Raw genomic sequence first — 23826 nt, forward strand, 5'->3', positions numbered from 1 at the left:
GCGCTTGGCCGCGAACCCAATCCCTTATTCACGTACGTGAGCCGCTGGCTTGCGTGCATGCGAGACGCCCATGTCGAGTCCTTTTCGCCCTGCCAATCACGTTACGCACTCACGCCCCGAGCAGCGCCCTGCCCTGGCACGCAATGGCTGGCTGGCACTCGGCATGGCAGGCGGATTGCTGGGCGCGCAGATCGCCCACGCGGCGACTGGCGAATCCCAGAGCGACTTCGGTGGCGTGGGCCTGATGCAGACGCCCACGGCGCGTTTTGCGCCCCAGGGCGAATTGAGCTTCACCTACAGCCGCACCCAGCCCTACAAGCGCTTCAGCGTCAATGCGGCGCCCTTCGACTGGATGGAACTGGGCTTTCGCTATGTCTCGGTGGAAACCGTCAGCTATGGCGCGGCCGCCCCGGACCGCGACTACCTGGATAAATCCTTCGACACCAAGTTCCGCCTGCTGCAGGAAGGCCGCTATCAGCCCGAAGTCGCGGTGGGCCTGCGAGATCTCGGCGGTACGGGCCTGTTCAGCTCCGAGTACCTGGTCGCCAGCAAGCGCTACGGCGACCTCGACTTCAGCCTGGGCCTCGGCTGGGGCTATCTGGGCACGCGCGGCGACTTCAGCAATCCGCTGGCAGTGGTGAGAAGCAGCCTCGAGACGCGCAGCGACTCGACCAGCGATGACGGCGGCGACTTCCAGCTCGGCAGCATGTTCAGCGGCAGCCCGGCCGTCTTCGGCGGCATCGAATACCAGACGCCCTGGGACCCGCTGACCCTGATGCTGGAATACGAAGGCAACGACTACTCCGACGAGCCACTGACGGTGGAGATCGAGCAGGACTCGCCGGTCAATCTGGGCGCGACCGTCAAGGTCAATGACAACCTGTCGCTGCATGGCGGCTGGGAGCGAGGCAACACCGCCATGCTGGGGCTGTCACTGTCGACCAATCTGGCCGGGCTCGCCCAGGCCAAGGACGACGGCACGCCGGAAGCGGTCGCCCCCAGCACCCACAGCCGTTATCGCAACGACCAGACACCCGAGGCCTTCCGCGTGCGCTCGCTCAATGCGGACGCCTCCTCGGGCACGGCGCCCTCCACCGCCAGCACGGCCCAACCGGCAGGCGTGGCTGCAGAGCCGTCGGCCCATGAAGAGCCGTCAGCGAACAGAAAGCCATCAGCGCATGGAGAGCCTTCAGCAAGTAAGAAGCCATCAGCGAATAAGGATCAGCAAGGCCGCCTGCTGACACTCGACTCGTTCGGCGGCGCGCCCGCGGACTCCCCGCTCGAGCCGGGCGCAGCTGACGGCCCAGAGGCAGAAGATCTCCCGCGCCTTGCCGACGTCGACTGGGACGCGCTGGCCGATACCCTGCGCGCCCAGAGCGGCCTTGAGGTGTCACAGCTGCGGGTCGAGGGCGACACCCTGATCGTCGAGGCCGAGGCGACGCGCTTCCGTGATGACCTGCAGGCCGAAGGCCGCGCCAACCGCGTGCTGCATAACCGCCTGCCCGCCGAGATCACCACCTTCCGCTATCGCCTGAGCAGCAATGGTCTGGCGCTGCGTGAAGATGAGCATCCGCGCCAGCCCTTCGTGGCCGCCGCCAATGACCGTCGCTTCGGCGCCGAATACGAGCACTCCATCACCGCCCATGCCGCCTCGCCTCATAGCTCAGACGAAGAGACACGCCAGGCGACAGGGGATGGCGTCAAGCTGGCACGCGAGCCGTTCGGCTTCAGCTGGGGCTTCTCGCCGAGTCTCAAGCAGAACTTCGGCGGCCCCGATGGCTACCTCTATCAGCTCAACCTGCAGCTGGATGCCCTGTGGCGCACCGACCGCAATGGCTGGTTCACCGGCGTGGCGACCTATCAGCTCGCCGACAACTTCGACAGCTACGAGTACATCGCCGATTCCGAGCTGCCGCGCGTGCGCACCTACGTCGGGGAATACATCAAGGAAACCGACCTGGGCATCACCAGCCTGCAGTACAACCGCACCCACCAGTTCGGGCGCGACTGGTACGCCCAGGCCTACGGCGGCATTCTCGAGATGATGTATGCCGGGGTCGGCGCCGAGCTGCTCTATCGCCCGATGAACAGCTCGCTGGCGCTGGGGCTGGACATCAACCGCGTCCGCCAGCGCGAGTTCGACCAGCAATTCGGTCTGCGTGACTACTCGGTCACCACCGGTCACGCCACCGCCTACTGGCAGTCCGGCTGGCACGATGTGCTGGTCAAGGGCTCGGTGGGGCGCTATCTGGCCGGTGATGTCGGCGCGACGCTGGACCTGTCGCGCAGCTTCTCCAACGGGGTCAGCGTCGGCGCCTGGGCGACCCTGACCGATGCCGGCGATGACTACGGCGAGGGTAGCTTCGACAAGGGACTCTACGTCAGCATCCCGCTGGATGCCTTCTTCACGACATCGAGCAAGGGCAGCACCGGCTTTGCCTGGGCACCGCTGACCCGTGATGGTGGCGCACGCCTCAACCGCCGCTATCAGCTGTATGACATGACGCGCGATCGTGATCCCGAGACTTACTGGGAAGGCATCGACAAGGTCTACAAGTAATCCGCGCGTGAGTGTGTTTCACTGCCGGCTGAAGCGTGCCGATGTTGGCGCCTGACTCACTGTGGCTGACCCTGACCCGATGAATATTCCGATTACCGACGTCTCGCCGGCCACTGCCGGCGCTGCGACACCCGCCAATCACGAGATCGCCTGCAGCAACTGCCAGGCCTGCTGCTGCCGGCTTGAGGTCATCCTGCTCACCGATACCGGCGTGCCGGACTACCTGATCGACGAGGATGAATGGGGCGGCGAAGTCATGCGCCGCCTCGACGATGGCTGGTGTGCCGCCGTCGACCGCGAGACGCTGATGTGCACCATCTACGACCGGCGCCCGCAGCTGTGCCGCGATTACGAGATGGGCAGCCCCGAATGCGAAGACGAGCGCCTGGAAAACGGCCTCGATCAGTAGGCCGCCTGCCAGCGCTCGTCCTGGTTGTTTCTCCCAAACACCCTGCCTGAGAGCGCCCTGCCTGATGTGCTATCTCAGGCAGTGGCGTCCGGCAGCGACGGGGCCGCTCCTGCAAGGCTCGGGCTTGGCTCGGCTGCCGTGCGCATGGCGCGCATATGCCCCTTCACCTCTACCTCGCGATGCCAGCTCAGCGCCTGCTCCAGACAATGTGGCGTATGGCCGCCACGCTGGCACGCCTCCTCGAAGTAGGCGCGCAGCGCAGGGCGATAGCTCGGGTCCGAGCAGTTCTCGATCACCTGCACCGCCCGCTCGCGTGGCGCCAGACCGCGCAGATCCGCCAGCCCATGCTCGGTGACCAGGATATCGACATCGTGCTCGGTGTGGTCCACGTGGCTGGCGAACGGCACCACGCTCGAGATATCACCGCCCTTGGCCAGTGACTTGGTGATGAACACCGACAGCTGGGCATTGCGCGCGAAATCGCCGGAACCGCCGATGCCATTCATCATCCGCGTGCCGCAGACGTGGGTGGAATTGACGTTGCCGTAGATGTCGAATTCCAGCGCCGTATTGACCGCGATCACGCCGAGGCGTCGCACGATGCCCGGATGATTGGACAACTCCTGCGGGCGCAGGATCAGGCGGTCACGATAGCGCTCGAGGTCCTTCCACAGCGTGCGGCCACGCTCCTCGGTGACCGTGATGGAGGAGCCGGAGGCGAAATCGAGCTTGCCGGCATCCAGCAGATCGAAGGTGGAATCCTGCAGCACCTCCGAGTACATGGTCAGGTGCTCGAAGGGCCCTTCCTTCAAGCCACTCATCACCGCGTTGGCCATGCTGCCGATGCCTGCCTGCAGCGGCAGCAATGCCGGTGTCAGACGCCCCAATGCGACTTCCTGCTTGAGCAGTTCGACCAGATGGCCCGCCATGCGCTGGGTGCCGTCATCCGGCGGCGTGCAGGTCGAAGGACTGTCACTGCCACGCGTCAGCACGATGGCCGCTATCCTGGCAGGATCCATCGGGATATACGGCGTGCCGATGCGCGAATCCGGCGCGACCACTGGAATCGGCTGGCGGCTGGGGCGCATCTGCGGGATGTAGATGTCGTGCAGCCCTTCAAGCGCCGCCGGCGACTCGAGATTGAGCTCGATGATCACCTTGTCGGCGAGAATCGCATAGCTGGCCGAATTGCCCACCGAGGTGGTCGGCACGATGCCGCCATCGGCGGTGATGGCGCTGGCCTCGATCACCGCGACATTCATGTCGCTCAGCTGGTGATTGCGCAGCAGCTCCACCGTCTCGGACAGGTGCTGGTCCATGAACATGACTTCGCCGGCATTGATGGCCCGGCGCAGCACCGGGTCGACCTGAAACGGCATGCGCCGCGCCAGCATGTGGGCATCCGCCATCTGGCCGTCGAGGTCATTGCCCAGCGAGGCGCCGGTCATCAGCGTGATGGAGAACGGCTCGCGGCGCGCCTTCTCAACCAGCGCCAGCGGCAGGGCCTTGGCCTCCCCCGCCCGCGTGAAGCCGCTCATGCCCACCGTCATGCCATCGTGAATCAGTTCGGCGGCCTTACTGGCGCTCATCTGGCGCGACTGCCAGTCAGGCAAGCGGCAGCGACGCGCGACCTCGGCATGCTGCTCCGGGGTCAGCTCGCCGACCTCCATACGCGCCAGCAGCGAGAAGACCTCGCTTGATGCAGCTGATGCGGCAGGCGCGGCTGATGCCTCGGGAGATGGGGAGGCTGCGGAGGCTGACGGAGCATGAGGCGTGACACTGGAGCGAGAACCGGATGAAGACACGACGGCAGAACCTCCTGATGGGCAAGACACCACGAAATGAGCAAACAAGGCGCTGGCAAGACCCAGCATAGCCAAGCCTGAAATAGCCAGGGCTGTAATAAACAGGTCTGTAATAGCCAGAGCTGTAATCACCAGGCGCTGGCTTTCAGCATCCCATGCAGTACGCCGCCCCCGCATCAGGCCTTGGTCGCAAGGCGGCGGCAGCGGCTGGAACCAGGCGGTGCACAAAGGGCGACGCAGCACGCGGCGCAGATGGCGACGGCGAGACACGAAAAAGCCCGCTCATGAAGAGCGGGCTTTCGGGAAGCGCAGATGACGACGCGAGGCGTTACACCATGCTGTCGAAGTCCATGTTGTCGAAGCTTTCCGGCGCATCGGCGTAGCCGTAGAGCGTGTTGCGACGCTGCAGGCGGAATTCACCCAGCAGCTGCTCGTAGCGGCGCGGCACCTCGGCATTGTCACGTGTGACGATGTAGAGGTTCTCGTAGACGGCTTCGGTCAGCGGCATCTCGCGCACCTGACGCTGCCACGGCGAGGTCTCCAGCACCGTGCGCGAGACGACGGTAAAGCCGAGACCACGCGCCACGGCGTCCAGCACCATGCCGATATCGTTGGTAAAGCCCTGCTGCGGGAAGTGGCTCATGGAACGGAATTCACCGGTGAAGTTCTCACGCAACAAGGCACTGGCATTGTTGACGCCATCGGCGTAATTCATGAAGCCCAGCGCCATCAGCTCATTGAGGCTGTTGCCGGCGAAATCGGCGGGCACCACCAGGCACAGCGGCTCCTGATGCCACAGCTCGAAGTTCAGGTCCGGATGCTTGACCGGCTCGGTGACGATGCCCAGGTCGAAGCGACCCGCCAGCACGTCCTGCACGATCTCGGAATTGAAGGCGAAGCTGTAGCTGACCGTCAGCCCCGGATGCTGCTGCTGATAGCCCAGCGTGAACGGGTAGAACATCAACCCGACGCTTGAGGGGCTGGCCACGCGACATTCGCCGCTGTCCGGGGAGTCATCATCCAGCGAGTGCATGAACTGGGTGTGCTCGGCGAACAGCTTGATGGAGTAGTCATAGCAGCGACGCCCCGCTGCGGTCAGCGAGAACTTGCGTCCCTGGCGATTGAGCAGCGAGCGGCCCAGATACTGCTCCAGCTTGCGAATATGCTGGCTGACGCCGGGCTGGGTCATCTCCAGCTTGCGCGCGGTATGGGTAAAGCTGCCGGTCTCCACCAGTGTGATGAAGGTACGAAAATACTGGGCGTTGAACATGAAGGCACTGACCACTCACGAACGGGGGACGCGACTCGGCGCATCGTGTTGCCGGCGACGACCTGCATGACGCAACTGCCATGTCTGCACAGGTGCCACCGACCCGCAAAGCACATGATTCTACCAGAGCTGGCCGCCATGCGCAGCGCTGCGCCCCGCCACTCTCGCGTGTTAGCATCATGGACAATGCCAGCTGCCACCTTGGCTGCGTCTGCCGTGTTCAACGCCACGGCGACGCGCCAGGGCCCGGCGCTTTACCCCTGTCCTGGCCAATCTTCGGACTGGCCCGAAACACGAGATGCTTTAGATGTCTGATGCTCTGGCTGCACGCGGCGAAGCCATTCACAAGGCGCTGCTCGCCATGGAAAGCGACTGTGCCGAAAATGACCTGTTCCCGCTGGGGTACATGATCCCCCAGGTGGAACTGGTGCTGGAAAACGCCGATTACGATCCCGAGGATGTGGTCGCGGAAGACTTTGACGCCACCTTTGAAGAGTGGATGCAGCACGCCTTTGCCCAGGACAGCATGAGCGTGGACGACCGCGAGCGCATTGCTGAACTCTGGGCAGAAGCCCGGAAACGCGCCCAGACCACCGTGGGCGCCTGACACAAGGAAGACAGTCATGAATTCTGTCACCAGCGAAGCGACGACCTATTCACGTGATGCCAGCTCCATGCTGGTCTCGACCATCATCTCGCCGGAAGGCAGCCTGGAAGTGCTCTCCCAGGATGAGGTCAATCGCCTGCGCGATACCTCCTCCAACGGGTTGCATGACATCCTGCGCCGCTGTGCGCTGGCCGTGCTCAACTGCGGCAGCCAGACCGATGACAGCGTCGCGGTGCTCAACGCACACAAGAATTTCGAGATCGAGGTGCTGCAGCAGGACCGCGGCATTCGCCTCAAGCTCGACAATGCGCCCGGCGATGCCTTCGTCGACGGCAAGATGATCCGCGGCATTCGCGAGCATCTCTCCAGCGTATTGCGTGACATCGTCTATGTGGCCAACGAGATCCAGAACACCCCGCGTTTCGATCTCACGACCACCGAAGGCACCACCAATGCGGTGTTCCATATCCTGCGCAACGCCGGGGCGCTGAAGTCCTCGCGTGAGCCGAGTCTGGTCACCTGCTGGGGCGGTCACTCCATCAACCGCGAGGAGTACGAGTACACCAAGGACGTGGGTTACCACCTCGGCCTGCGTGATCTCGACATCTGCACCGGGTGTGGCCCGGGCGCCATGAAGGGCCCGATGAAGGGCGCCAACGTCGCGCACGCCAAGCAGCGTCGCACCGAAGGTCGCTATCTGGGCATCTCGGAGCCGGGCATCATCGCCGCCGAATCGCCCAACCCGATCGTCAATGAACTGATCATCATGCCGGACATCGAGAAGCGCCTTGAAGCCTTCGTGCGCACCGCACATGGCATCATCGTCTTCCCGGGCGGCGTGGGCACCGCCGAAGAGATTCTCTATCTGCTCGGCATTCTGCTGCACCCGGAAAACAGCGAGCTGCCGTTCCCGGTCATCTTCACCGGCCCGGCGTCCAGCGCCGAGTACTTCAAGCAGATCGACGAGTTCATCGCCTACACCCTGGGCGAGGAAGCGCGCTCGCGCTACACCATCATCATCGACAACCCGGTCGAGGTGGCACGCACCATGCGCGGTGGCATCGACGAGGTGGCGGAATTCCGTCGCCAGCATCAGGATGCCTTCTACTACAACTGGCGCCTGCATATCGCCCCGCACTTCCAGCAGCCCTTCGCGCCGACCCACGCCAACATGTCGGGCCTGGCGCTGCACCGCAACCAGCCGGTGCATGAACTGGCGGCCAACCTGCGTCGCGCCTTCTCGGGCATCGTCGCCGGCAACGTCAAGAAGGAAGGCATCGAGGAGATCGAGCGCGACGGCCCCTTCCGCCTGACCGCCGAAGCCGAGCTGATGGAGCGTCTCGACGCCCTGCTCACCTCCTTCGTCGCCCAGGGCCGCATGAAGCTGCCGGGCAGCGATTACGTGCCCTGCTACACCCTGTGCAAGTAAGTGGCCCGGTGATGGCACGCTGAGGCGTGTCGTTACCTCATCAGCCATCACAAGAGCGCCATCACAAGAACGCCCCGATCATCGCTGATCGGGGCGTTCTTGTTGGTAGGGAAGATCTTGCTGACAGCATCTCATGAGCCGCAAGAATCGAGGCTCAGCCTTCCTCACCACGACGGCGCTGCATCCACATGCTGATCACATGCGCCAGCAGACCCAGCGTCAGGCCATCGACCAGCACCTCAAGCGCACCTTCCTGAGGGCGGTTGAGCATCGGCGCGGCAAAGTTGAACGCTGCCATCGCCGCGAGCCCCACCACCAGCCAGACCAGCAGGCGACGCATCATCGTCGGCACCTTGGCCTTGGCGGTCTCTGACAGCTGGCGATAGATATAGATGCCCAGCGCGCTGACGGCGACGGCAAAGCCGACGATCAGCATCAGACGCGTATTCTCGCCACTCATCAGGAAACGCGGAATATTGGCGACCATTACCACCGCCAGACCCGCCAGCACGGAAACGCGCTGCGGCGTCAGGTTGCGGGCACGCGGATGATCAGGATTCAGTTTCGGCATGTGAAGCAGTCTCGATGAAAGAACGGACAACAGAAGAAGCAGGCGGCGGGCGACCCCACCGCCGCAGGATCAGGCCGTGGCCGGCAGGGTCGGAATCCAGCTCTCGACCCACGGCAGCGCCGCGTCGTCGGCCATGAAGGTTTCCATGGCATCGATCTCGAGGCGTTCGCCGTGACGCGTGGCACCCAGGTCGGCCAGACGCTCATCCAGATGACGCCCCGCGCCACAGTAGGTCTCGCCGTAGGAGCTGTCGCCCAGGGCGATCAGACCGTAACGCAGCCAATCCAGCGCCGGGGACTCGGCAGACAGCGCATTGAGGAAGCCGGTCAGGTTGCCCGGCACATCGCCACTGCCGGTAGTGGAGGTGACGAACAGCGCCAGATCAGGGCGCGCGTCAGTCAGGTCGGCCAGTGTCGGCTGGTCGAGCACCTCGACCGTGTAGCCTGCCTGCTCGAACAACGGCTGAACCTGCTCGGCCACATCCAGTGAACCGCCATACATCGTGCCGACAAAAATCTTCAGAAGCGCCATGCATCCTTCCTTATTCGAACGATCACCCGCCAGTGACGGGAACGTGAGTGCAGTGCGAAGAGTCGCGCAGACGCTCTCCGACATTTGGTCGCGATGGTAGCACAGCCCGCCTGCGAGACGCAGGCGGGCCTGGTGTGATGAATCGATAGCACAGCGCGCCTGCGAGACGCAGGCGGGCCTGGTCTGATGAATCGATAGCACAGCGTGGCCGCGAGACGCAGGCAGCAGGCAGCAGGAGCTGGCAGCCCCGCCCTTCTGTGCGCCCCGCAAACAAAACAGCGCCACCGTGAAGAACACGATGGCGCTGCGAGGGTCTTGCCAGTGAAGCATCCTGCGTTGCGAGCCTGGATCACGACCGCTGGCGATGAATCCCTGTCAGGTGCGAACTTGCGGGTTCAGAGCCTTCTGATCAGAAGCGATACGCCACTGACAGACGCACGTCACGCCCCGGACTGGTGATGGCGCCCGTGGTGATGCCGCGACGATCGTTGGGTTCCAGGAAGTAGGTGTTCTGGTCGGTATATTCCTTGTCGAACAGGTTGTAGATACCGGCAGTCAGGGTCAGGTCCTGCATGTCACGCGGCACCCAGCTGGCGTAGACATCGTGCGTGGCGTAACCGGCGCGCTCGCTCTGATCATCCGGCAGGTCGGTGAGGCGCTCGTAGGCGGTCACGGTCCAGCCGATCGTCATCTGCGGGTCAACGAAGGTGTAGCGGTTGTCCAGGCTCCAGCGATCACCGGTCTGGTTGCCCAGGCCCATGTCGTCGACCACGGTCTCGCCCTGATTGTCTTCCAGGTCCATGGTCAGGTAGCCCAGCGTCATGTCCCAGCCGCCGATCCCGTAGGTGGCACGCGCCTCGACACCCTTGCTGGTGACGATGCCTTCCATGTTGTAGATGGTGGTTTCGCTGCCGACGGTCTCATCGGTGATGTAGTTGTCGAAGTGGGTATCGAAGTAGGTGACTTCCAGGCCAGCGCGGTCACGCTGGGTGAGGAGGTCATTGCCTTTCCAGCGCGCGCCGACTTCGGTGCTGCGCGAGGTCTCGGCCTCGAGACCCGGTTCGACGGTCAGCGTCTCGCCGACACCGACGCCATCGTCGGCCAGGATGGCTTCACGGCCCTTGTTGCCGCGCACTGCCGTGGAGTAACCGGTGAACAGCTCGACACCGCCGCCGACGCGCCAGTTGAGGCTCGCGTTCGGGCTGACATCGGTGTCATCCAGCGTCTCGCCATTGGCGTATTCGGTCTTGTAGTCATCGACACGCGCGCCGAAGGACAGGTCCACCGCGCCCAGCGTCATGCGGTGCTGGGCGTAGAGCGCGAGGTTGCGGGCCTTCTCGTCGAAGCTGCCGGTGCTGGATTCGTCGTAGACGTAATCGCTACCCAGCGTCAGACGGTTGTTCATGTCCTCGGGGCCGAAACGGAAGGTGTTGTTCAGATCACCGCCGTAGCTCTCGACATCGGCGTTCAACTTATCGCCGGTGGAGACGGTGGTGCGGTCCAGCTCGGTCTTGGTGTGGAAGACGTTGGTGTGCACGTCCACCAGACGCGAGCCCGGCTCATAGTCATAGTTGGCGGTATAGGTGTCGCGGCTCAGCTCGGTGTCGACCTTCACGTTGTTGAACGGCTGACATTCCATGTTGGGACGCGTGCAGTAGATGCCGCTGTCCTCGTTGTGCTCGGCACTGATGCGCAGGCTGTGCGCGCCCTGGTCGAGCAGGCTGAACTTGCCGAAGTAGCTGCGCTGATGGCCGCCGGTACCTTCCTCTTCATCACCGCCGCCGGTGCGGTAGTCATCGCTGTTGCGTGCGCTGGTCGAGAACAGCAGGCCCGCGTTCGGCGCGACTTCACCGTAGACGGACAGCGTGCCCTTGACGGCATCTGCCGCGGACTCGGTGCTGCCCTTGACCATGCCGCCGAAGGTCTCACCCGGCTCGAGCAGGTCCTGGGCATCCTTGGTGACGAACTTGATGCTGCCGCCCAGAGCGTTGGGGCCATTGTCGGCGGCGCCCGGTCCGGCCTGGACTTCAGCGCGCTTGAGCAGTTCCGGCTCGATGTTGAAGCTGGAGCTGTGGTGGAACAGGTAGCCGTTCTGGCTGGCACCATCGACGCTGATGTTGAGGTTGGTGTCTTCCAGACCGCGCACGTAGATCATCTCGGATGAGGCGGTGGTGCCGCCGACGGTGACGGACGGCGTATCACGGAACACATCCTTGAGATCATGCGCCTGATGCAGCGCGATCTCTTCGCTATCGATGACCGCGGTCGCGTTGAGGCGATCGTCCTCGATCTGCAACGTGTCCATCTGCAGCGTCTCTGCATTGGCAGTACTGGCACACAGCAGCGCAATGGCTGCCACCAGCGGACGCGGAGTGAAAGCAGCGGCGCGGGAAGCGCTGGCTGCCACGCACGGAGAGAGGCGATCGATCATGAGCGGAGGGTTCCCAAGATTAATAATAATAATGATTCTCTTTGCGAACGAGATAATGCACGCGTTTGCACATTTGCGTCATCAACACTTCCTGCAACGCCGCTCTGCAACTTCTGCAATCTGGCCACGTCATTTCTCGCCTCTTGCAGCGCCGGATTGTGCCTCAACTGCCAAAAACGGCCCGATTTGCACACTTTTTCACCCATGCAGCCACCAAATTCACTTTTTTATCACCTGTCTGTCATCAGATACGGAACCATCGCCAGCCACTGACGTCTTAGCCGACATGCCTCGACAAGTGCCTGACCCACGCAAATTTCTCGCTTCACGGCAGAGTTTCATCCTGCGGAGATCGGATTTGCGCAATGCATGCGACTTTAGATGCAACACTACGAGCAGAGTGATATAGTTAGCGTGCTCAGATTAAGGGCGCTTGCTGTCACGCCAAGGCAGTGCCCTCTCATGGCTTCGGCCCTGAGGATATCTGCAGCAGATGCAAGACCTGTCGCCGCGCGCTGAGGTGCTCGGCTGGCAGTGACGGTTGTTGATCGATGAGCGCGTCTTTGCCCGGGGGCATCCCCCTGCGGCCTGAGGGGCACGGTCATCGACAGGCAATCCGTTGTGCAGCGACTGGCGCTGCAACGGGCCCGTTTGGCCCGTACAAGGTGGGTGTTTCCCTGACGGCACACCCCGACCCTCTGAACAACCGGACCTATTCGATGAGCGATATCGACGCCTACAACACCTTCCTGATGGTCGCAGACCTCGGCAGCCTGTCCCGCGCAGCAGAACGTCTGCGCCTGCCCAAGTCCACCGTCAGCCGTCGCCTCGACGCCCTTGAGGGCCGTTTCGGCACTCGCCTGGTCGAGCGTGGTCATCGTGGCATTCGCCTGTCAGAAGCCGGCGAGACCCTTTACCGTTACGCACGCTCGATGGCCAATCTCGATGATGAAGCGCACCGCGCCATCGAAGACCGCCAGTCAGACCTCACCGGTACCATCCGTATCCACGCCACGCCGTCGCTGGGTCGTCACTTCCTGGGTCACGCGCTGACCAGCTTCCTGTCGGAACACGAAGGCGTCGATATCAAGCTGAAGCTGTGGCACAACGGTCGCGAGATTCTCGAGAACCAGCCGCACCTGGTGATCGGCTTCCCGCATCTGGCCGGCAGTACCCACGTCTTCCGCCCGCTGACCCACTGGCATCAGGCGGCCTACGCGGCCTCTCACGTCGAGAACCCGGAAGAACTGCCGTGGGGCGAGCTGGAACCGCTGGTGTCCGGCACCTCCCTCTCGCGTCACCCGGAAGACCCGCGCCCGAATCACATCCAGTCAGATGACCTCGAAGTCCTCACTGACTACGTGGCCGATGGCCTGATTCGTGCCGTGCTGCCGACCGACTGGGTCAACACCCTCAGCGAGCGCAACGGCCAGTCCTTCAAGCGTCTGGAATGCAGCGAGATCCCGCCGGTCGAGATCGGCATGCTGCTGCCGCGTGGCCCGATCCCGACCCGCGTGCGCATGCTCGCCGACTGGCTCGCTCGCGAGATCGGCAAGTCAGAGCCGGAGCGCGTCACCGCCAAGGCCGCCCGCCGCACCGTCAGCGAAGCCGCCACCACTGCCGGTTGATTCAAGCTGTGCAACGCTGGCCCTCACCCTCGCGGTGACATGTATCAGCGCGGCACGCAGCAAAAAGGCCAGCCCTCAGGGGCTGGCCTTTTGCGTTCTGGCTTGTCATGTTTAGCATGTACTGAATCAACGACAGGCAGGGCTTCTCATGTGGCAACGCGACACTCTCACCCTCTCCGCCCGCAAGCGCGGCTTTCACCTCATCAGTGACGAGGTGGAGCAGGCGTTGGCCGAAATGTCGCCGGTCAGTGTCGGCCTGCTGCATGTGCAACTGCTGCACACCTCCGCCTCGCTGACGCTCAATGAGAACGCCGACCCCGACGTGCGCCACGACATGGACGCCTTCCTGCGCCGCCTGGTGCCTGGCAACCTGCCCTACTTCCGCCACACACTGGAAGGCGATGACGACATGCCCGCCCACGTACTCGCCAGCCTGCTCGGCACCCAGCTCACCCTGCCTGTCGAAGCCCGCCGCGGCGTCAATCGCCTCGCCCTCGGCACCTGGCAAGGCATCTGGCTGGGTGAACACCGCGACCACGGCGGCAGCCGCAGGTTATGTCTGACGCTGAGGGGTGAGGGGTGAGGGGTGAGGGGACTAATTTGAGATATTAAAAGACTTATAAAAGGTCATTGAAGTTAACTCCCCCCCCTAAATTCACAAAATAAGCGCAGCACTTTAGGTCATCCGGTAGAAGCAATAGGACCAGTGCCGATACCCTCTCAACTTTACCGACCAACGTGAAACGGAATATGTACGATCATCAGCTACACCAGACCCGAAGATACCAAATTCATGCACGTCGTGATGTAGAGCTTAGTCGACAAAAAGTCGCTGGAGCCTTGGACACCTCGGGCGCCGCACTTATTAATTAAGCATACCCCTACAATCAACCATTGACAATGGATGATGTTTCAAGCCATTGGAATAATTCCTTCACGCAATAGCTAGCCATATGAGATTCAACATTTACTTATATAAAATCCTGCTCAGCTACATTTACGCCTGTATAGCCGCCTTAAGCTTTTGCTATATCTTACAATAGATTCCGGCCTAGAGTGATGAGTTGGAAGCGGACGGTCTTCAAGTTCTGTATCACTTGTAATAGCTCTTCTCAGCTCCATAAACGTCTCCTTTGGATATTCAACCCCACCAACTTTTTCTATATCCCCGGCAATCGTCGTAATCTCTTTTATGCTTCGAATGAGTTTTTCTAAAGTTATAAGATCATCTTCAGCCTTAGCTTTGTTCGTCCAAAATATCAAAGCATTATCTTCAAGAACCTCGAGCTTTTCTCTAAATTCTCTCACCCACTCGTTATGACTAATGCTATTCGAAGATTCATCGCTTTTTTTAAACTGCAAATAAGCAATAAGAGCAGTTATAACCCACCCAACAAAAACAAGAAACCATGTAACATACTGACTATCGTCTTGAAATAGAACTAAAATATCACAAACCCATTCAGTTTCAAGCTGACAACCATCATCTACAAGAACCCATTTTTTAACTTCATCCATTAGAATCGCCCTGTAATCCTATTGCGTCCTCTATATACTCATTGATTTCATCTATTATCTCTGGCTCTTCTTTGGAAACATACTTAATGGCTAAGACCTTACTAGCATCTATACCGTCTCTAATTAATCCTCCAAATGCTTCTTCCAAGAATGAAGAACCGTAACCCTCGGTACCATCAAGATCAACGGTTAAGCCCTCATTATTTTCTAACTCTTTTTTAAGCCACTTTTTGAATTCCTCACCCGAGCTTGGGCCTAAGGAAGCATATCTAGGACCGGGACAAGGATACCTATCCATCACTTTGATAGTTTTCATTTTTCTACACTCTTAAGAGGGAAGGACCATTCAATAATAGTGCCAGAAATTGAGTGTTTATAGTCGTGCATAATCTCTTTTACGGCGCCATTATCTCCTTTGTAAATATATCTCCCATGATTCGAGAAAATAGAGAGAACTCCATCTCCAATAGAATCAATAACAGACTTTATATCGGTAAGCCCTTTACCTCTATTAGATTTTCCAGTGCTAGTGCTGGCGAGGCTCGATGCTGCTTTTATAAAGGTTGAATCCTTAACTTTAACAGGCCTTAACCCTAGCGCTCTAAATAATTCTCTCAACTTACTTGGGCCTTGAGTTATAGGCAATGTATTCGGAATCCCCACACCTTTATCACATATCACTACAGTCAACTTGGAATCTTTTATACCGGCAAACGTCCACCATTTAGCTGTTTTGTCTTGCTCGCCGTTTTCATTATCGTAACTATAAGCGTGTTCAACAGAGTTAGACATCGCCTCCACAAAACCTCTATACAACTTCTTACTTGCGGGACCATTTAGCTCACTTTTAATCTCGCTAAACATCAGTTTTGCCAACATTGGCTCTGAACAAATGCCAGAAGTAAACTTCCAGAAAGTTACATCTTCATACTCTTTAGTAACACGCTTGTTTTTTTTCAAAAGATCATAAAACCCAACCTGGTTCAAGATACTTTCAACTTTTGGATCTTTAGGATGATTAAATGCTACGGCATTTGCCGCATATCCACTTTTCCTAATAATAAGATCAACCTCTGCTAACATTGAAAGCATAGCAGCCGCACTAACATATGTAGTATTGGTAAAATCCAAGTAAATTTTACGATTATTATCTAGAGCGCAATCTTTTACTTGAGACAAAAAAGAATTCATTAGCTCGCATTTTTTCTTTTGATAATAATCAATCCTTTCAGGAACGAGAAATCTAACTCGCCTATTGGATGAAAACCCATTCTTCCTTACAACTCTATGCCTCGGGTACTTTAATAACCTTAGATTATCTCTAGCTTTCTCAACTTCATTCCAAGAACCAAGATAACTTCTCTCCAATGCTTTTTTTAACTTAAACTTTTTTGTTCTATATTGACGCTTTCTTATTTTTGAACGGTTAGTACCAGATGATTTTTTCAACATAAACTCCTGCTACAGAGAGGCTCTATGGTCTGAGTCACTTTAAAGCTATTTCATCTTTATCTTAAGCCGTCAGCATTAGCCTTAAGCATCTAGGTACGATCATATCTATAAACTCAGCGCGAACCTATTTGCAGTAGCAGAGATAAATGTAAAAACCCTATAATAAAATAACAAAAGTGTATAAGAATCGTACATCTTTACACAATTTAGAATAGCTACCGCAGGGAGCTCTCGATGTATGGGCCCTCCAAGGGATGAGTCAGAATTTTTTGAGTGTCATTTCCGCACACTAAAAATAGAGAGCTCACAAGAATGATTATATCCGATGAAGTGTCATTTAGGGAAACACTACACAAAGCACGCCGTAACCGCCGGATCACCGCCGGCGGGGTAGAATCTGACCATCTCGCCACCGTCTGACATAGCCATCTTATGAAGCAGATCTTGTTCATCCAAGCAGAGCACCAGAACAAGAAACCCCGTGCGCTTAGTCATGCAGCGATCAGCGGTGCCAGACTGTCAACTTGAATCCAGATAGTCTTCAGGAGCTACTGAAACACGGGCTTATCGCGTCGAGTCTTCGTCCCCTACCGTGCCGCCCATCGGGTCGATGGCTTTGCTGGAGGGGTATTTGTAGGAGGCGAAGCGCACGGCGAGTACCGAGAGGGCGAGGAAGAAGATGCCGCCGCAGAGGTAGAGCAGGCCGATATCGGGGGCCTTGTGGTGGGAGACATCGCCGATGAGGTAGCGCGTCAGCGCGGTGATGGCGATGTAGAGCAGAAAGCGGATCGGCAGGTGGTTGGTCTTGAAGTAGATGCCGACCATCGCGCCGAGTTCGAGATAGATGAACAGCAGCAGGATGTCATCGACGCTGGCCGAGCCCTTGGCGAACATCTCGAAGAAGGCCGATACCGAGGCAATGGCAATCGCGCCGCCGATGGCGAACAGGCCGAGATAGTGAAAGCCTTCGACCAGGAAGTTGCCGATCGAGTTGGCTTGCTTGTGCATGCGCTCCCGATGCTTATCTAACCTGTTCATGCCGCGTGTCCTCAGACAGAGATGATGGAAAGAGACTGCAATATCGGTGCCGCGGTCGTGATGAAGGCAAGATTGGGCCACCGGGCCCGCGCAGGCGCAGCCCTACCAGCCGAGCGTCTGCTTGACGAAGGGAATGGTCAGCTTGCGCTGGGCGGAGAGCGAGGCGTTGTCGAGTTCACTCATCGCCGCGAACAGGCCCGGCAGGCTGCGCGGCCCGCGATGCAGGATGTAGCGGGCGACTTCGTCGGGCAGTGCAAGGCCGTGGTCACGTGCACGCAATTTGAGCGCTTCGAGGCGCTGGGCGTCATCCAGCCCCGAGAGGTGGAAGGTGACGCCCCAGGAGAGCCGCGAGGCGAGATCCGGCAGGATGACGGGCAGCAGACGCGGTGCGCAGCTGGCGCTGACCAGCAGATGCCGCCCGCCGTCGCGCAAGCGGTTGTAGAGGTGGAACAGCGCCTCTTCCCAGCGCTGACGACCGATCACCACATCCAGGTCATCGATGGCGACCAGGTCCATCTCATCCAGCCCTTCTAGCATGTGCGGCGGGAAGTGGCCCAGCTCATTGAGCGGCAGATAGAAGGCACGTTTGCCCTGCTCGCCTGCCAGATGACAGGCCGCCTGCAACAGGTGGCTACGCCCACTCTGCTCGCCGCCCCACAGATAGACGAAGGGCTCCCCACCGTCGGCAAGCTGCCCCTTGAGGGCCTCCGCCAGCGAGGTCGAGGTGAAGTGGTAGTTGTCGAAGGTCGCGGCGTCACGTACCCCGACGCCGAGTGCCATCTGTCCCTGAGTCATTGCCATCCGTCATGCTGATTGTTGTTGCCGTGATCTCGTCTCTCGATCACTGGGTATCCTCTGCCGCCGGCGGCGCTGGCTGATCTGCTGCCACCGCGGGGCGAGAATCACGCTGTTGGTCATATAAAGTACTGTTTTTATAGCGATCATGCAGATAACGCAAGAGCACCATGATCACGGCCGCCACCGGCAGGGCCAATAGAATGCCGGTAAAGCCGAACAGCTGGCCGCCCGCCATCACCGCGAAGATGACCGCGACCGGATGCAGGCCGATCTTGTCGCCTAGCAGCAGCGGCTGCAACACCACGCCTTCCAGCAGCTGACCGAGCGCGAAGACCCCGCCGACCGCCAGCAGCGCCCACCACTCGCCGAACTGGAAGAAGGCCACCGTGGCCGCGATCAGGATCCCCACGATGACGCCCAGATACGGCACGATGCTGGCAAGCCCCGCCACCAGGCCGATCAACAGCGCGAACTTGAGCCCGATGATCGCCAGGCCAATGGCATAGACGATGCCCAGACTCAGCATCACCAGCAGCTGCCCGCGCAGGAAGGCGCCCAGCACCTCATCACAGTCATGCGCCAGACGCGTGGCGGTGGGCTCCATATGGCGCGGCAGCAGGCCCTGCAGCTTCTCCTTCATGCGGTCCCAGTCGAGCAGCAGATAGAAGGTGACCACCGGAATCAGCGCCAGATTGCCCAGCCAGATGGCCATCGCCAGCCCGGACTTGGAGACGGTGCCCAGAAGCGCGGCGGCGAAGGTGCCGGTCTCTTTCCAGTTGCCCAGCAGCAGCGAGCGGACCTGATCGAAGTCGGCGCTGAAATCCAGCCCGGTGAATGACTGGATTTCCGGCAGCACCGTCTCGCGTATCCAGTTGAAGACCACCGGCATGAAGCTGATCAACTGCGCCAGCTGACGCCCGAGCAGCGGCACCAGCACCAGCAGTGCGATCAACAGCACCACCGAGAGCACGCTGAACACCAGCGTGACCGCCAGATGGCGCGACAGGCCCTTGTCTTCCAGCCAGTCGGCCAGCGGGTCACCCAGATAGGCGAGAATCATGCCGATGAAGAACGGCATCAGAATCGGTTCGAGCATCACCAACAGGCCGAGGAAGGCCACGCCTGCGGCCAGCAACCACCATTTACGCTGCATCTTCACTCCTTGAGACAAGCCGTGGGGCACTCGTGACGGCTGACTGCCGACGGCGCACGCATCACCCATTGTTGCCTGTCGCCGAGTCACCCACAAGACACGCGCCGCTCACGCGTCTGACATTGCCTCCCCCGGCGCCACCCAAGACGCGACAAGGCCTGCCATGACTGGCGTGGCGGCCTTTTCACATTTTGATGAGGTTTTGTGAATCGGCACAGTGTCAGCCGCGAAGCGCAATGCTACAATGGCCGCCTTTCTTTTCCCGCGATCGATCGTGTCTCACCGCCCAGGCCGCACCGACAGGAACCTCACATGACGCAACGCCCCCAGGACTCCTCGCCCAGCAAGACTTCCTTGAGCTACAAGGATGCAGGTGTCGATATCGATGCAGGCAACGCCCTCGTCGAACGCATCAAGGGTGTCGCCAAGCGCACTCACCGCCCGGAAGTGATGGGTGGTCTGGGTGGCTTCGGCGCCCTGTGCGAACTGCCGGCAGGCTACCGCCAGCCCGTGCTGGTCACCGGCACCGATGGCGTGGGCACCAAGCTGCGCCTGGCCATGGACCTCAACCGTCACGACACCATCGGCATCGATCTGGTCGCCATGTGCGTCAATGATCTGGTGGTCGCTGGCGCCGAGCCGCTGCAGTTCCTCGATTACTACGCCACCGGCAAGCTCGACATCGATATCGCCGCTGACGTCGTCACCGGTATCGGCGAAGGCTGCCTGCAGTCCGGCTGCGCGCTGGTCGGCGGCGAAACCGCTGAAATGCCGGGCATGTACGAAGGCAGCGACTACGACCTGGCCGGCTTCTGCGTCGGTGTGGTCGAGAAGTCCGAGATCCTCGACGGCAAGAAGGTCGGCGCAGGCGACGTGATTCTGGGTCTGGCCTCCTCCGGCCCGCACTCCAACGGCTACTCGCTGATCCGCAAGATCCTCGAAGTCGCCGATGCCTCCCTGCTGGAGCAGGAAATCGACGGCCAGCCGCTGGCTGACGCCCTGATGGCGCCGACGCGCATCTACGTCAAGCCGCTGCTGTCGCTGCTCAAGGAAAGCGGCCTGTCCGTGCACGCCATGTCCCACATCACCGGTGGCGGCCTGCTCGAGAACATCCCGCGCGTGCTGCCGGAAGACTGCACCGCCGAGATCGACGTCGCCAGCTGGAAGCGTCCGGCGGTCTTCGACTGGCTGCAGCAGCAGGGCAACGTCGAAGAACACGAGATGCACCGCGTGCTGAACTGTGGTGTCGGCATGGTCGTGGTCGTCGCTGAATCCGACGCCACCGCCGCGCGCGCTCACCTGGAAGCCCAGGGCGAGACCGTCTTCACCCTCGGCAGCATCCGCGCCCGCAACGGCATGGAAGAGCAGGTCCAGCTGGAGAATCTGTCCGCATGATCGAACCGAATACCAACGCCTCCAACGGTGACACTCTCGGCGGCTTCGGCAACGGTTTCGAGGCAGACGATGCGCCGGTTCGCCCGCGCGTCGTGGTACTGATTTCCGGCAGCGGCAGCAATCTGCAGGCGCTGCTGGAAGCACAGGAACACGACGAGCTGGGCGGCGACGTGGTCGCGGTCATCTCCAACAAGGCCGATGCCTATGGTCTGGTGCGTGCGCGTGACGCCGGCGTCGATGCCGTGGCGCTGCCGCATGAGGAGTATGAGTCCCGCGAGCATTATGACGCCGCGCTGATCAAGGTGATCGAGCGTCATGAACCGGACCTCATCGTGCTGGCCGGCTTCATGCGTATCCTGTCGCCGCTGTTCGTGCAGTACTTCTTCGGGCGTCTGATGAACATTCACCCGTCGCTGCTGCCGGCCTGGCCGGGGCTTGATACCCATCGCAAGGTATTGGAAGCCGGCGAGAAGGAACACGGCGCCAGCGTGCACTTCGTCACCGAGGAGCTCGACGGTGGCCCGGTCGCGATCCAGGCCGTCGCCAACGTGCTGGAAGGCGATGACGAAGCCAGCCTCAAGGAGCGCGTGCACACGCGTGAGCACCTGATCTACCCGATCGCGGTGCGCTGGTTCCTCGAAGGCCGCCTGAAGCTCGACGGTGAAGTGGCCAAGCTCGACGGCCACAACCTGCCGGTGGGCGGCCTGCGCCTCTCCCACGCCGATGTGGAAGAAGAGCTCAGCGATGAGCTGCCGGAAGGCGAAGAAGACTGATCAGTCTGCTGGCAAGGCCGACTGAGCTGACAGCGAGCTGAAAACAGAAGACCCCGCGACATGCCGATGTCGCGGGGTCTTCTTGTTTTTAAAGCTTCACTTCTCTCTCGATGGCTTTCGCTTTCAGAAGGTGTAACTCACCCCCACCTCCCCGCGCGCCGTCACCTCATCCCAGGTCTCGATGCCGGCGCCCAGATGCAGCATGGCATTGCGGCCCAGCTGCATGCGCCAGCCGCCATCGACACGCAGGTAGTTGTCGCTGCCGCGATCCAAATCCTCGGCGCGGTAGGCATTGGTCGGCAGGCTCGCCAGTCGCACTTCGGCGCTGTCGGCGTCGTCATCCAGACGCTTGCCGTAGGCCAGCTCACCGTAGAGGCCGAAGCCCTCCGTGATGGCGCGGTCGACCATGAAGCCGGCCTCGACACGGCGATCGCGTAGCGTCTGATCCGAGACGCTCAGGGCGTTGGCGGCGGAGCCGGATTCGGTATAGCCATCGATGTCGGACTCGGTATGGCGGTAGGCCACGAAGGGCGCGTTGTACCACAGCGAGTCGGCGGCGGTGAGGCGATAATCGAGTCGTGCCTCGGCGCTGAAGCCATCGCCATCGGTCTCACCGGACAGGGTGCGCGATGACTGACCCAGTGCGACATGGCGGTCGAGGTCGTAATCGAAGTCGCCGTAACTGGCCACCGCCTGGACGCCAAACCTGCCCAGCTGCTGACGCGCGAACAGGCTGAACACCTGGCCTTCCAGTTCAAGCTCACTGCCATCATCGACATCGAAGTCCGCATTGCGCTGACTGACCGCAACGCCGCCCCAGGCCTGGCCGAGTGCGTTGTCCAGCGGCAGCATCACGCCGACACCCGCACCGCGCTGCTCGCTGTCAAAGCCCTGCTGGCCGCTGGAGGTCTCGCCATCGCCGGTGCCGCCACTCGCCGAGCCGATGGCGAACACGCGCACGCCCTCCCCTGAGCGCCTGTCCTGCGCACCGGGACGCAATTCATCGGCGAGGCTGCGCTGACTGGCATTGAGCGCGCCCGTGCCCAGCTGCGGCGCCAGCCCCAGCACCGAGGGCGCGGCGAGCATCGCATAGGCGTAGTCGGCCAGAATCTCCTGGCCGGCGGTGGTCGGGTGCACGCCATCATTGAACAGCAGCTTGTCGGGGTCTTCCGCTGCGCCGCCCAGGCCGTAGGGCGTGACATTGCAGCTGTCCGAGAAACACACCTGGGTCAGCGGCACGTCGCTGGCGAAGCCGAACTCGGCCGGCGATGCCAGCACCTCCTCGAGAATGCCGACGGTATCCAGGCGGATGATGTTGACCTCGCCATCCAGCGCCGCCAGCCGCGCGCCCAGCGCATCATTGAAGACGCCTACCAGCGCGGAGGTCCCCGCCGCCTGCGCCGCGCCCGCCGACTGGCCGGCCGGGGTGCTGCCGACATCCGGCAGGTTGGAGACCATGATGGTGGTGGCACCCGCCGCTGCCAGCGCCTCCACCGCGGAGGCCAGATTGCCGGCGGAGGCGACCGCAGTGGCCGGCGAGGTGATCACGCCCTGCAGGAAGTCGTTGCCACCGCCGTTGACGTAATAGAGGGCGTCCGGGTCAGCACTGCCGCCGGTGCTGACCAGATAGCCATCCTCGACCCTGAGCACCGTGCCCGCGCCGGTGCTGCCCGGCGGGATGACCACCTCGGAGCCATTCTCGTCGGTCACCGAGGCCAGAATCTGCGCCGTGGTATAGCCGCCCACCGCGTAGTTGGTGCCGTCACTGAAGCCGGCCAGCTGATAGATCACCGAGGTGGAAGGCTCTGCCGCCAGCCCCAGTTCCGTGGCCAGCAGCTGGGTCGAGACGCTGCCATAGGCCGAGTTCTCATAATCCGGGCCGCTGCGGTTGGTGAAACGCAGGCTGTTGAGGCCACCCAGGGTGGTATCGGGGAACTGGCCGGAATCGCTCAGGCTGTCGCCGAAGAGATAGAGATTGGAATAGGCCTGCGCGGGAGTCGCCAGCAAGGTGGTGCTGATGGCGAGGGCGAGACCGCTGAGGGTGAAACGTCGGACCAGGCCGCTGGTGCTGGCCGGCGGGAATACAGCGCGATGTGAACGCGATGGCATGGCGTGCCCCTTGCTTGTGGGAGGTATCCGTCCTGCAGCCACTCTGGGGGTGGCCTGCAGACAAGCATAGGCAATAAAACGAGTGATTGAATCACGTGTTTTGTTCAACTTCCGGCTAAGACTCAGCGCCTTGTGAGCGTGTCACGTTCTCGCTACCTACCACCGGCGTCTCTCTTGCCACCGTTGTCTCTTTCTTGCCACCGTTGTCTCTTTCTTGCCACCGTCGTCACACGTCGCCACGAGCAGGCACAAGCAGACACAAAAAAAGCGCCTCCCGAAGGAGGCGCTCCTGGCTTACCACACTCTTGTCTTGCCGCGTGCAGGTCACTTGCGTAAACGCAATACCCAG

At 60.8% G+C, this 23826-nt stretch carries 20 protein-coding genes; 8 read left to right on the forward strand and 12 right to left on the reverse strand.

The window, feature by feature from the left end; genetic code table 11:
- Positions 1 to 70 precede the first annotated feature (70 nt).
- Positions 71 to 2560, forward strand: a complete 2490-nt coding sequence (locus QD356_RS08455) for a YjbH domain-containing protein (RefSeq protein ID WP_192837656.1) — start codon at positions 71 to 73, stop codon at positions 2558 to 2560.
- A gap of 79 nt (positions 2561 to 2639) precedes the next feature.
- Positions 2640 to 2969 (forward strand): YkgJ family cysteine cluster protein, encoded by a 330-nt coding sequence (locus tag QD356_RS08460; protein ID WP_054556269.1) that lies wholly within the window; start codon positions 2640 to 2642, stop codon positions 2967 to 2969.
- A gap of 74 nt (positions 2970 to 3043) precedes the next feature.
- On the opposite strand, the gene QD356_RS08465 is transcribed toward QD356_RS08460, so the two are convergent.
- Together QD356_RS08465 and QD356_RS08470 are read right to left on the reverse strand one after the other, a co-directional pair.
- Positions 3044 to 4639, reverse strand: coding sequence for an acetyl-CoA hydrolase/transferase family protein (locus QD356_RS08465; protein WP_192837850.1), 1596 nt, complete (start codon positions 4637 to 4639; stop codon positions 3044 to 3046).
- 463 nt (positions 4640 to 5102) lie between these two features.
- Positions 5103 to 6044, reverse strand: coding sequence for a LysR family transcriptional regulator (locus QD356_RS08470; protein WP_192837655.1), 942 nt, complete (start codon positions 6042 to 6044; stop codon positions 5103 to 5105).
- Between the two features lie 307 nt (positions 6045 to 6351).
- Here QD356_RS08470 and QD356_RS08475 point away from each other — a divergent pair, with 307 nt between their 5' ends.
- Together QD356_RS08475 and ppnN are read left to right on the forward strand one after the other, a co-directional pair.
- Complete coding sequence (locus QD356_RS08475; RefSeq protein ID WP_043334118.1) at positions 6352 to 6651, forward strand: hypothetical protein; 300 nt, start codon at positions 6352 to 6354, stop codon at positions 6649 to 6651.
- Between the two features lie 16 nt (positions 6652 to 6667).
- Positions 6668 to 8080 (forward strand): nucleotide 5'-monophosphate nucleosidase PpnN, encoded by a 1413-nt coding sequence (gene ppnN, locus QD356_RS08480; protein WP_277876238.1) that lies wholly within the window; start codon positions 6668 to 6670, stop codon positions 8078 to 8080.
- 154 nt (positions 8081 to 8234) lie between these two features.
- Here the strand turns inward: ppnN and QD356_RS08485 are convergent, their stop codons facing one another.
- The 3 genes from QD356_RS08485 to QD356_RS08495 all read right to left on the reverse strand — a co-directional run bounded on the left by QD356_RS08485 (position 8235) and on the right by QD356_RS08495 (position 11613).
- On the reverse strand, positions 8235 to 8651 hold the full coding sequence (locus QD356_RS08485; RefSeq protein ID WP_052384630.1) for a hypothetical protein: 417 nt from the start codon (positions 8649 to 8651) through the stop codon (positions 8235 to 8237).
- 69 nt (positions 8652 to 8720) lie between these two features.
- On the reverse strand, positions 8721 to 9182 hold the full coding sequence (locus QD356_RS08490; RefSeq protein WP_043334117.1) for a flavodoxin domain-containing protein: 462 nt from the start codon (positions 9180 to 9182) through the stop codon (positions 8721 to 8723).
- A gap of 409 nt (positions 9183 to 9591) precedes the next feature.
- On the reverse strand, positions 9592 to 11613 hold the full coding sequence (locus QD356_RS08495; protein ID WP_192837654.1) for a TonB-dependent receptor: 2022 nt from the start codon (positions 11611 to 11613) through the stop codon (positions 9592 to 9594).
- Positions 11614 to 12332: 719 nt separating this feature from the next.
- Here QD356_RS08495 and QD356_RS08500 point away from each other — a divergent pair.
- Both QD356_RS08500 and QD356_RS08505 read left to right on the forward strand, forming a co-directional pair.
- Complete coding sequence (locus QD356_RS08500; RefSeq protein WP_043334115.1) at positions 12333 to 13241, forward strand: LysR family transcriptional regulator; 909 nt, start codon at positions 12333 to 12335, stop codon at positions 13239 to 13241.
- A 148-nt stretch (positions 13242 to 13389) separates the two neighbouring features.
- Positions 13390 to 13824, forward strand: a complete 435-nt coding sequence (locus QD356_RS08505; protein WP_192837653.1) for a secondary thiamine-phosphate synthase enzyme YjbQ — start codon at positions 13390 to 13392, stop codon at positions 13822 to 13824.
- Positions 13825 to 14228: 404 nt separating this feature from the next.
- Here the strand turns inward: QD356_RS08505 and QD356_RS08510 are convergent, their stop codons facing one another.
- The 6 genes from QD356_RS08510 to QD356_RS08535 form a co-directional block, all read right to left on the reverse strand.
- A complete protein-coding gene (locus QD356_RS08510) occupies positions 14229 to 14759 on the reverse strand; it encodes a hypothetical protein (RefSeq protein WP_192837652.1) in 531 nt (176 codons plus the stop codon).
- On the reverse strand, positions 14752 to 15075 hold the full coding sequence (locus QD356_RS08515; RefSeq protein WP_192837651.1) for an STAS-like domain-containing protein: 324 nt from the start codon (positions 15073 to 15075) through the stop codon (positions 14752 to 14754). Before QD356_RS08515 ends, QD356_RS08510 begins: the two co-directional genes overlap by 8 nt.
- Positions 15072 to 16208, reverse strand: a complete 1137-nt coding sequence (locus QD356_RS08520) for a hypothetical protein (protein ID WP_225996325.1) — start codon at positions 16206 to 16208, stop codon at positions 15072 to 15074. The genes QD356_RS08515 and QD356_RS08520 overlap by 4 nt, the downstream gene beginning before the upstream one ends.
- A gap of 567 nt (positions 16209 to 16775) precedes the next feature.
- The gene (locus QD356_RS08525) at positions 16776 to 17249 is read right to left on the reverse strand and encodes a phosphate-starvation-inducible PsiE family protein (RefSeq protein ID WP_107336345.1); all 474 of its coding nucleotides are present in this window, start codon (positions 17247 to 17249) and stop codon (positions 16776 to 16778) included.
- Between the two features lie 102 nt (positions 17250 to 17351).
- Positions 17352 to 18050 carry a DnaA regulatory inactivator Hda gene (gene hda, locus QD356_RS08530; RefSeq protein WP_043334111.1) on the reverse strand — a complete coding sequence of 233 codons (699 nt, stop codon included), beginning with the start codon at positions 18048 to 18050 and terminating at the stop codon, positions 17352 to 17354.
- A gap of 40 nt (positions 18051 to 18090) precedes the next feature.
- The gene (locus tag QD356_RS08535; protein WP_043334110.1) at positions 18091 to 19200 is read right to left on the reverse strand and encodes an AI-2E family transporter; all 1110 of its coding nucleotides are present in this window, start codon (positions 19198 to 19200) and stop codon (positions 18091 to 18093) included.
- 312 nt (positions 19201 to 19512) lie between these two features.
- On the opposite strand from QD356_RS08535, the gene purM reads away from it, so the two are divergent.
- Together purM and purN are read left to right on the forward strand one after the other, a co-directional pair.
- A complete protein-coding gene (gene purM / locus QD356_RS08540; RefSeq protein ID WP_054556274.1) occupies positions 19513 to 20595 on the forward strand; it encodes a phosphoribosylformylglycinamidine cyclo-ligase in 1083 nt (360 codons plus the stop codon).
- A complete protein-coding gene (gene purN, locus QD356_RS08545) occupies positions 20592 to 21368 on the forward strand; it encodes a phosphoribosylglycinamide formyltransferase (protein ID WP_054556275.1) in 777 nt (258 codons plus the stop codon). Before purM ends, purN begins: the two co-directional genes overlap by 4 nt.
- Positions 21369 to 21491: 123 nt before the next feature.
- On the opposite strand, the gene QD356_RS08550 is transcribed toward purN, so the two are convergent.
- A complete protein-coding gene (locus QD356_RS08550; protein WP_192837649.1) occupies positions 21492 to 23477 on the reverse strand; it encodes an autotransporter domain-containing protein in 1986 nt (661 codons plus the stop codon).
- Positions 23478 to 23826 lie beyond the last annotated feature (349 nt).

The organism is Cobetia sp. 2AS (genome assembly GCF_029846355.1).
GTDB lineage: Bacteria > Pseudomonadota > Gammaproteobacteria > Pseudomonadales > Halomonadaceae > Cobetia > Cobetia amphilecti.

Bases quoted from the DNA above. Each gene is read 5' to 3' on its own strand.
- QD356_RS08455 (WP_192837656.1), top strand. From the start codon at position 71: ATGTCGAGTCCTTTTCGCCCTGCCAATCACGTTACGCACTCACGCCCC.
- QD356_RS08460 (WP_054556269.1), top strand. From the start codon at position 2,640: ATGAATATTCCGATTACCGACGTCTCGCCGGCCACTGCCGGCGCTGCG.
- QD356_RS08465 (WP_192837850.1), bottom strand. From the start codon at position 4,639: ATGGAGGTCGGCGAGCTGACCCCGGAGCAGCATGCCGAGGTCGCGCGT.
- QD356_RS08470 (WP_192837655.1), bottom strand. From the start codon at position 6,044: ATGTTCAACGCCCAGTATTTTCGTACCTTCATCACACTGGTGGAGACC.
- QD356_RS08475 (WP_043334118.1), top strand. From the start codon at position 6,352: ATGTCTGATGCTCTGGCTGCACGCGGCGAAGCCATTCACAAGGCGCTG.
- ppnN (WP_277876238.1), top strand. From the start codon at position 6,668: ATGAATTCTGTCACCAGCGAAGCGACGACCTATTCACGTGATGCCAGC.
- QD356_RS08485 (WP_052384630.1), bottom strand. From the start codon at position 8,651: ATGCCGAAACTGAATCCTGATCATCCGCGTGCCCGCAACCTGACGCCG.
- QD356_RS08490 (WP_043334117.1), bottom strand. From the start codon at position 9,182: ATGGCGCTTCTGAAGATTTTTGTCGGCACGATGTATGGCGGTTCACTG.
- QD356_RS08495 (WP_192837654.1), bottom strand. From the start codon at position 11,613: ATGATCGATCGCCTCTCTCCGTGCGTGGCAGCCAGCGCTTCCCGCGCC.
- QD356_RS08500 (WP_043334115.1), top strand. From the start codon at position 12,333: ATGAGCGATATCGACGCCTACAACACCTTCCTGATGGTCGCAGACCTC.
- QD356_RS08505 (WP_192837653.1), top strand. From the start codon at position 13,390: ATGTGGCAACGCGACACTCTCACCCTCTCCGCCCGCAAGCGCGGCTTT.
- QD356_RS08510 (WP_192837652.1), bottom strand. From the start codon at position 14,759: ATGGATGAAGTTAAAAAATGGGTTCTTGTAGATGATGGTTGTCAGCTT.
- QD356_RS08515 (WP_192837651.1), bottom strand. From the start codon at position 15,075: ATGAAAACTATCAAAGTGATGGATAGGTATCCTTGTCCCGGTCCTAGA.
- QD356_RS08525 (WP_107336345.1), bottom strand. From the start codon at position 17,249: ATGAACAGGTTAGATAAGCATCGGGAGCGCATGCACAAGCAAGCCAAC.
- hda (WP_043334111.1), bottom strand. From the start codon at position 18,050: ATGGCAATGACTCAGGGACAGATGGCACTCGGCGTCGGGGTACGTGAC.
- QD356_RS08535 (WP_043334110.1), bottom strand. From the start codon at position 19,200: ATGCAGCGTAAATGGTGGTTGCTGGCCGCAGGCGTGGCCTTCCTCGGC.
- purM (WP_054556274.1), top strand. From the start codon at position 19,513: ATGACGCAACGCCCCCAGGACTCCTCGCCCAGCAAGACTTCCTTGAGC.
- purN (WP_054556275.1), top strand. From the start codon at position 20,592: ATGATCGAACCGAATACCAACGCCTCCAACGGTGACACTCTCGGCGGC.
- QD356_RS08550 (WP_192837649.1), bottom strand. From the start codon at position 23,477: ATGCCATCGCGTTCACATCGCGCTGTATTCCCGCCGGCCAGCACCAGC.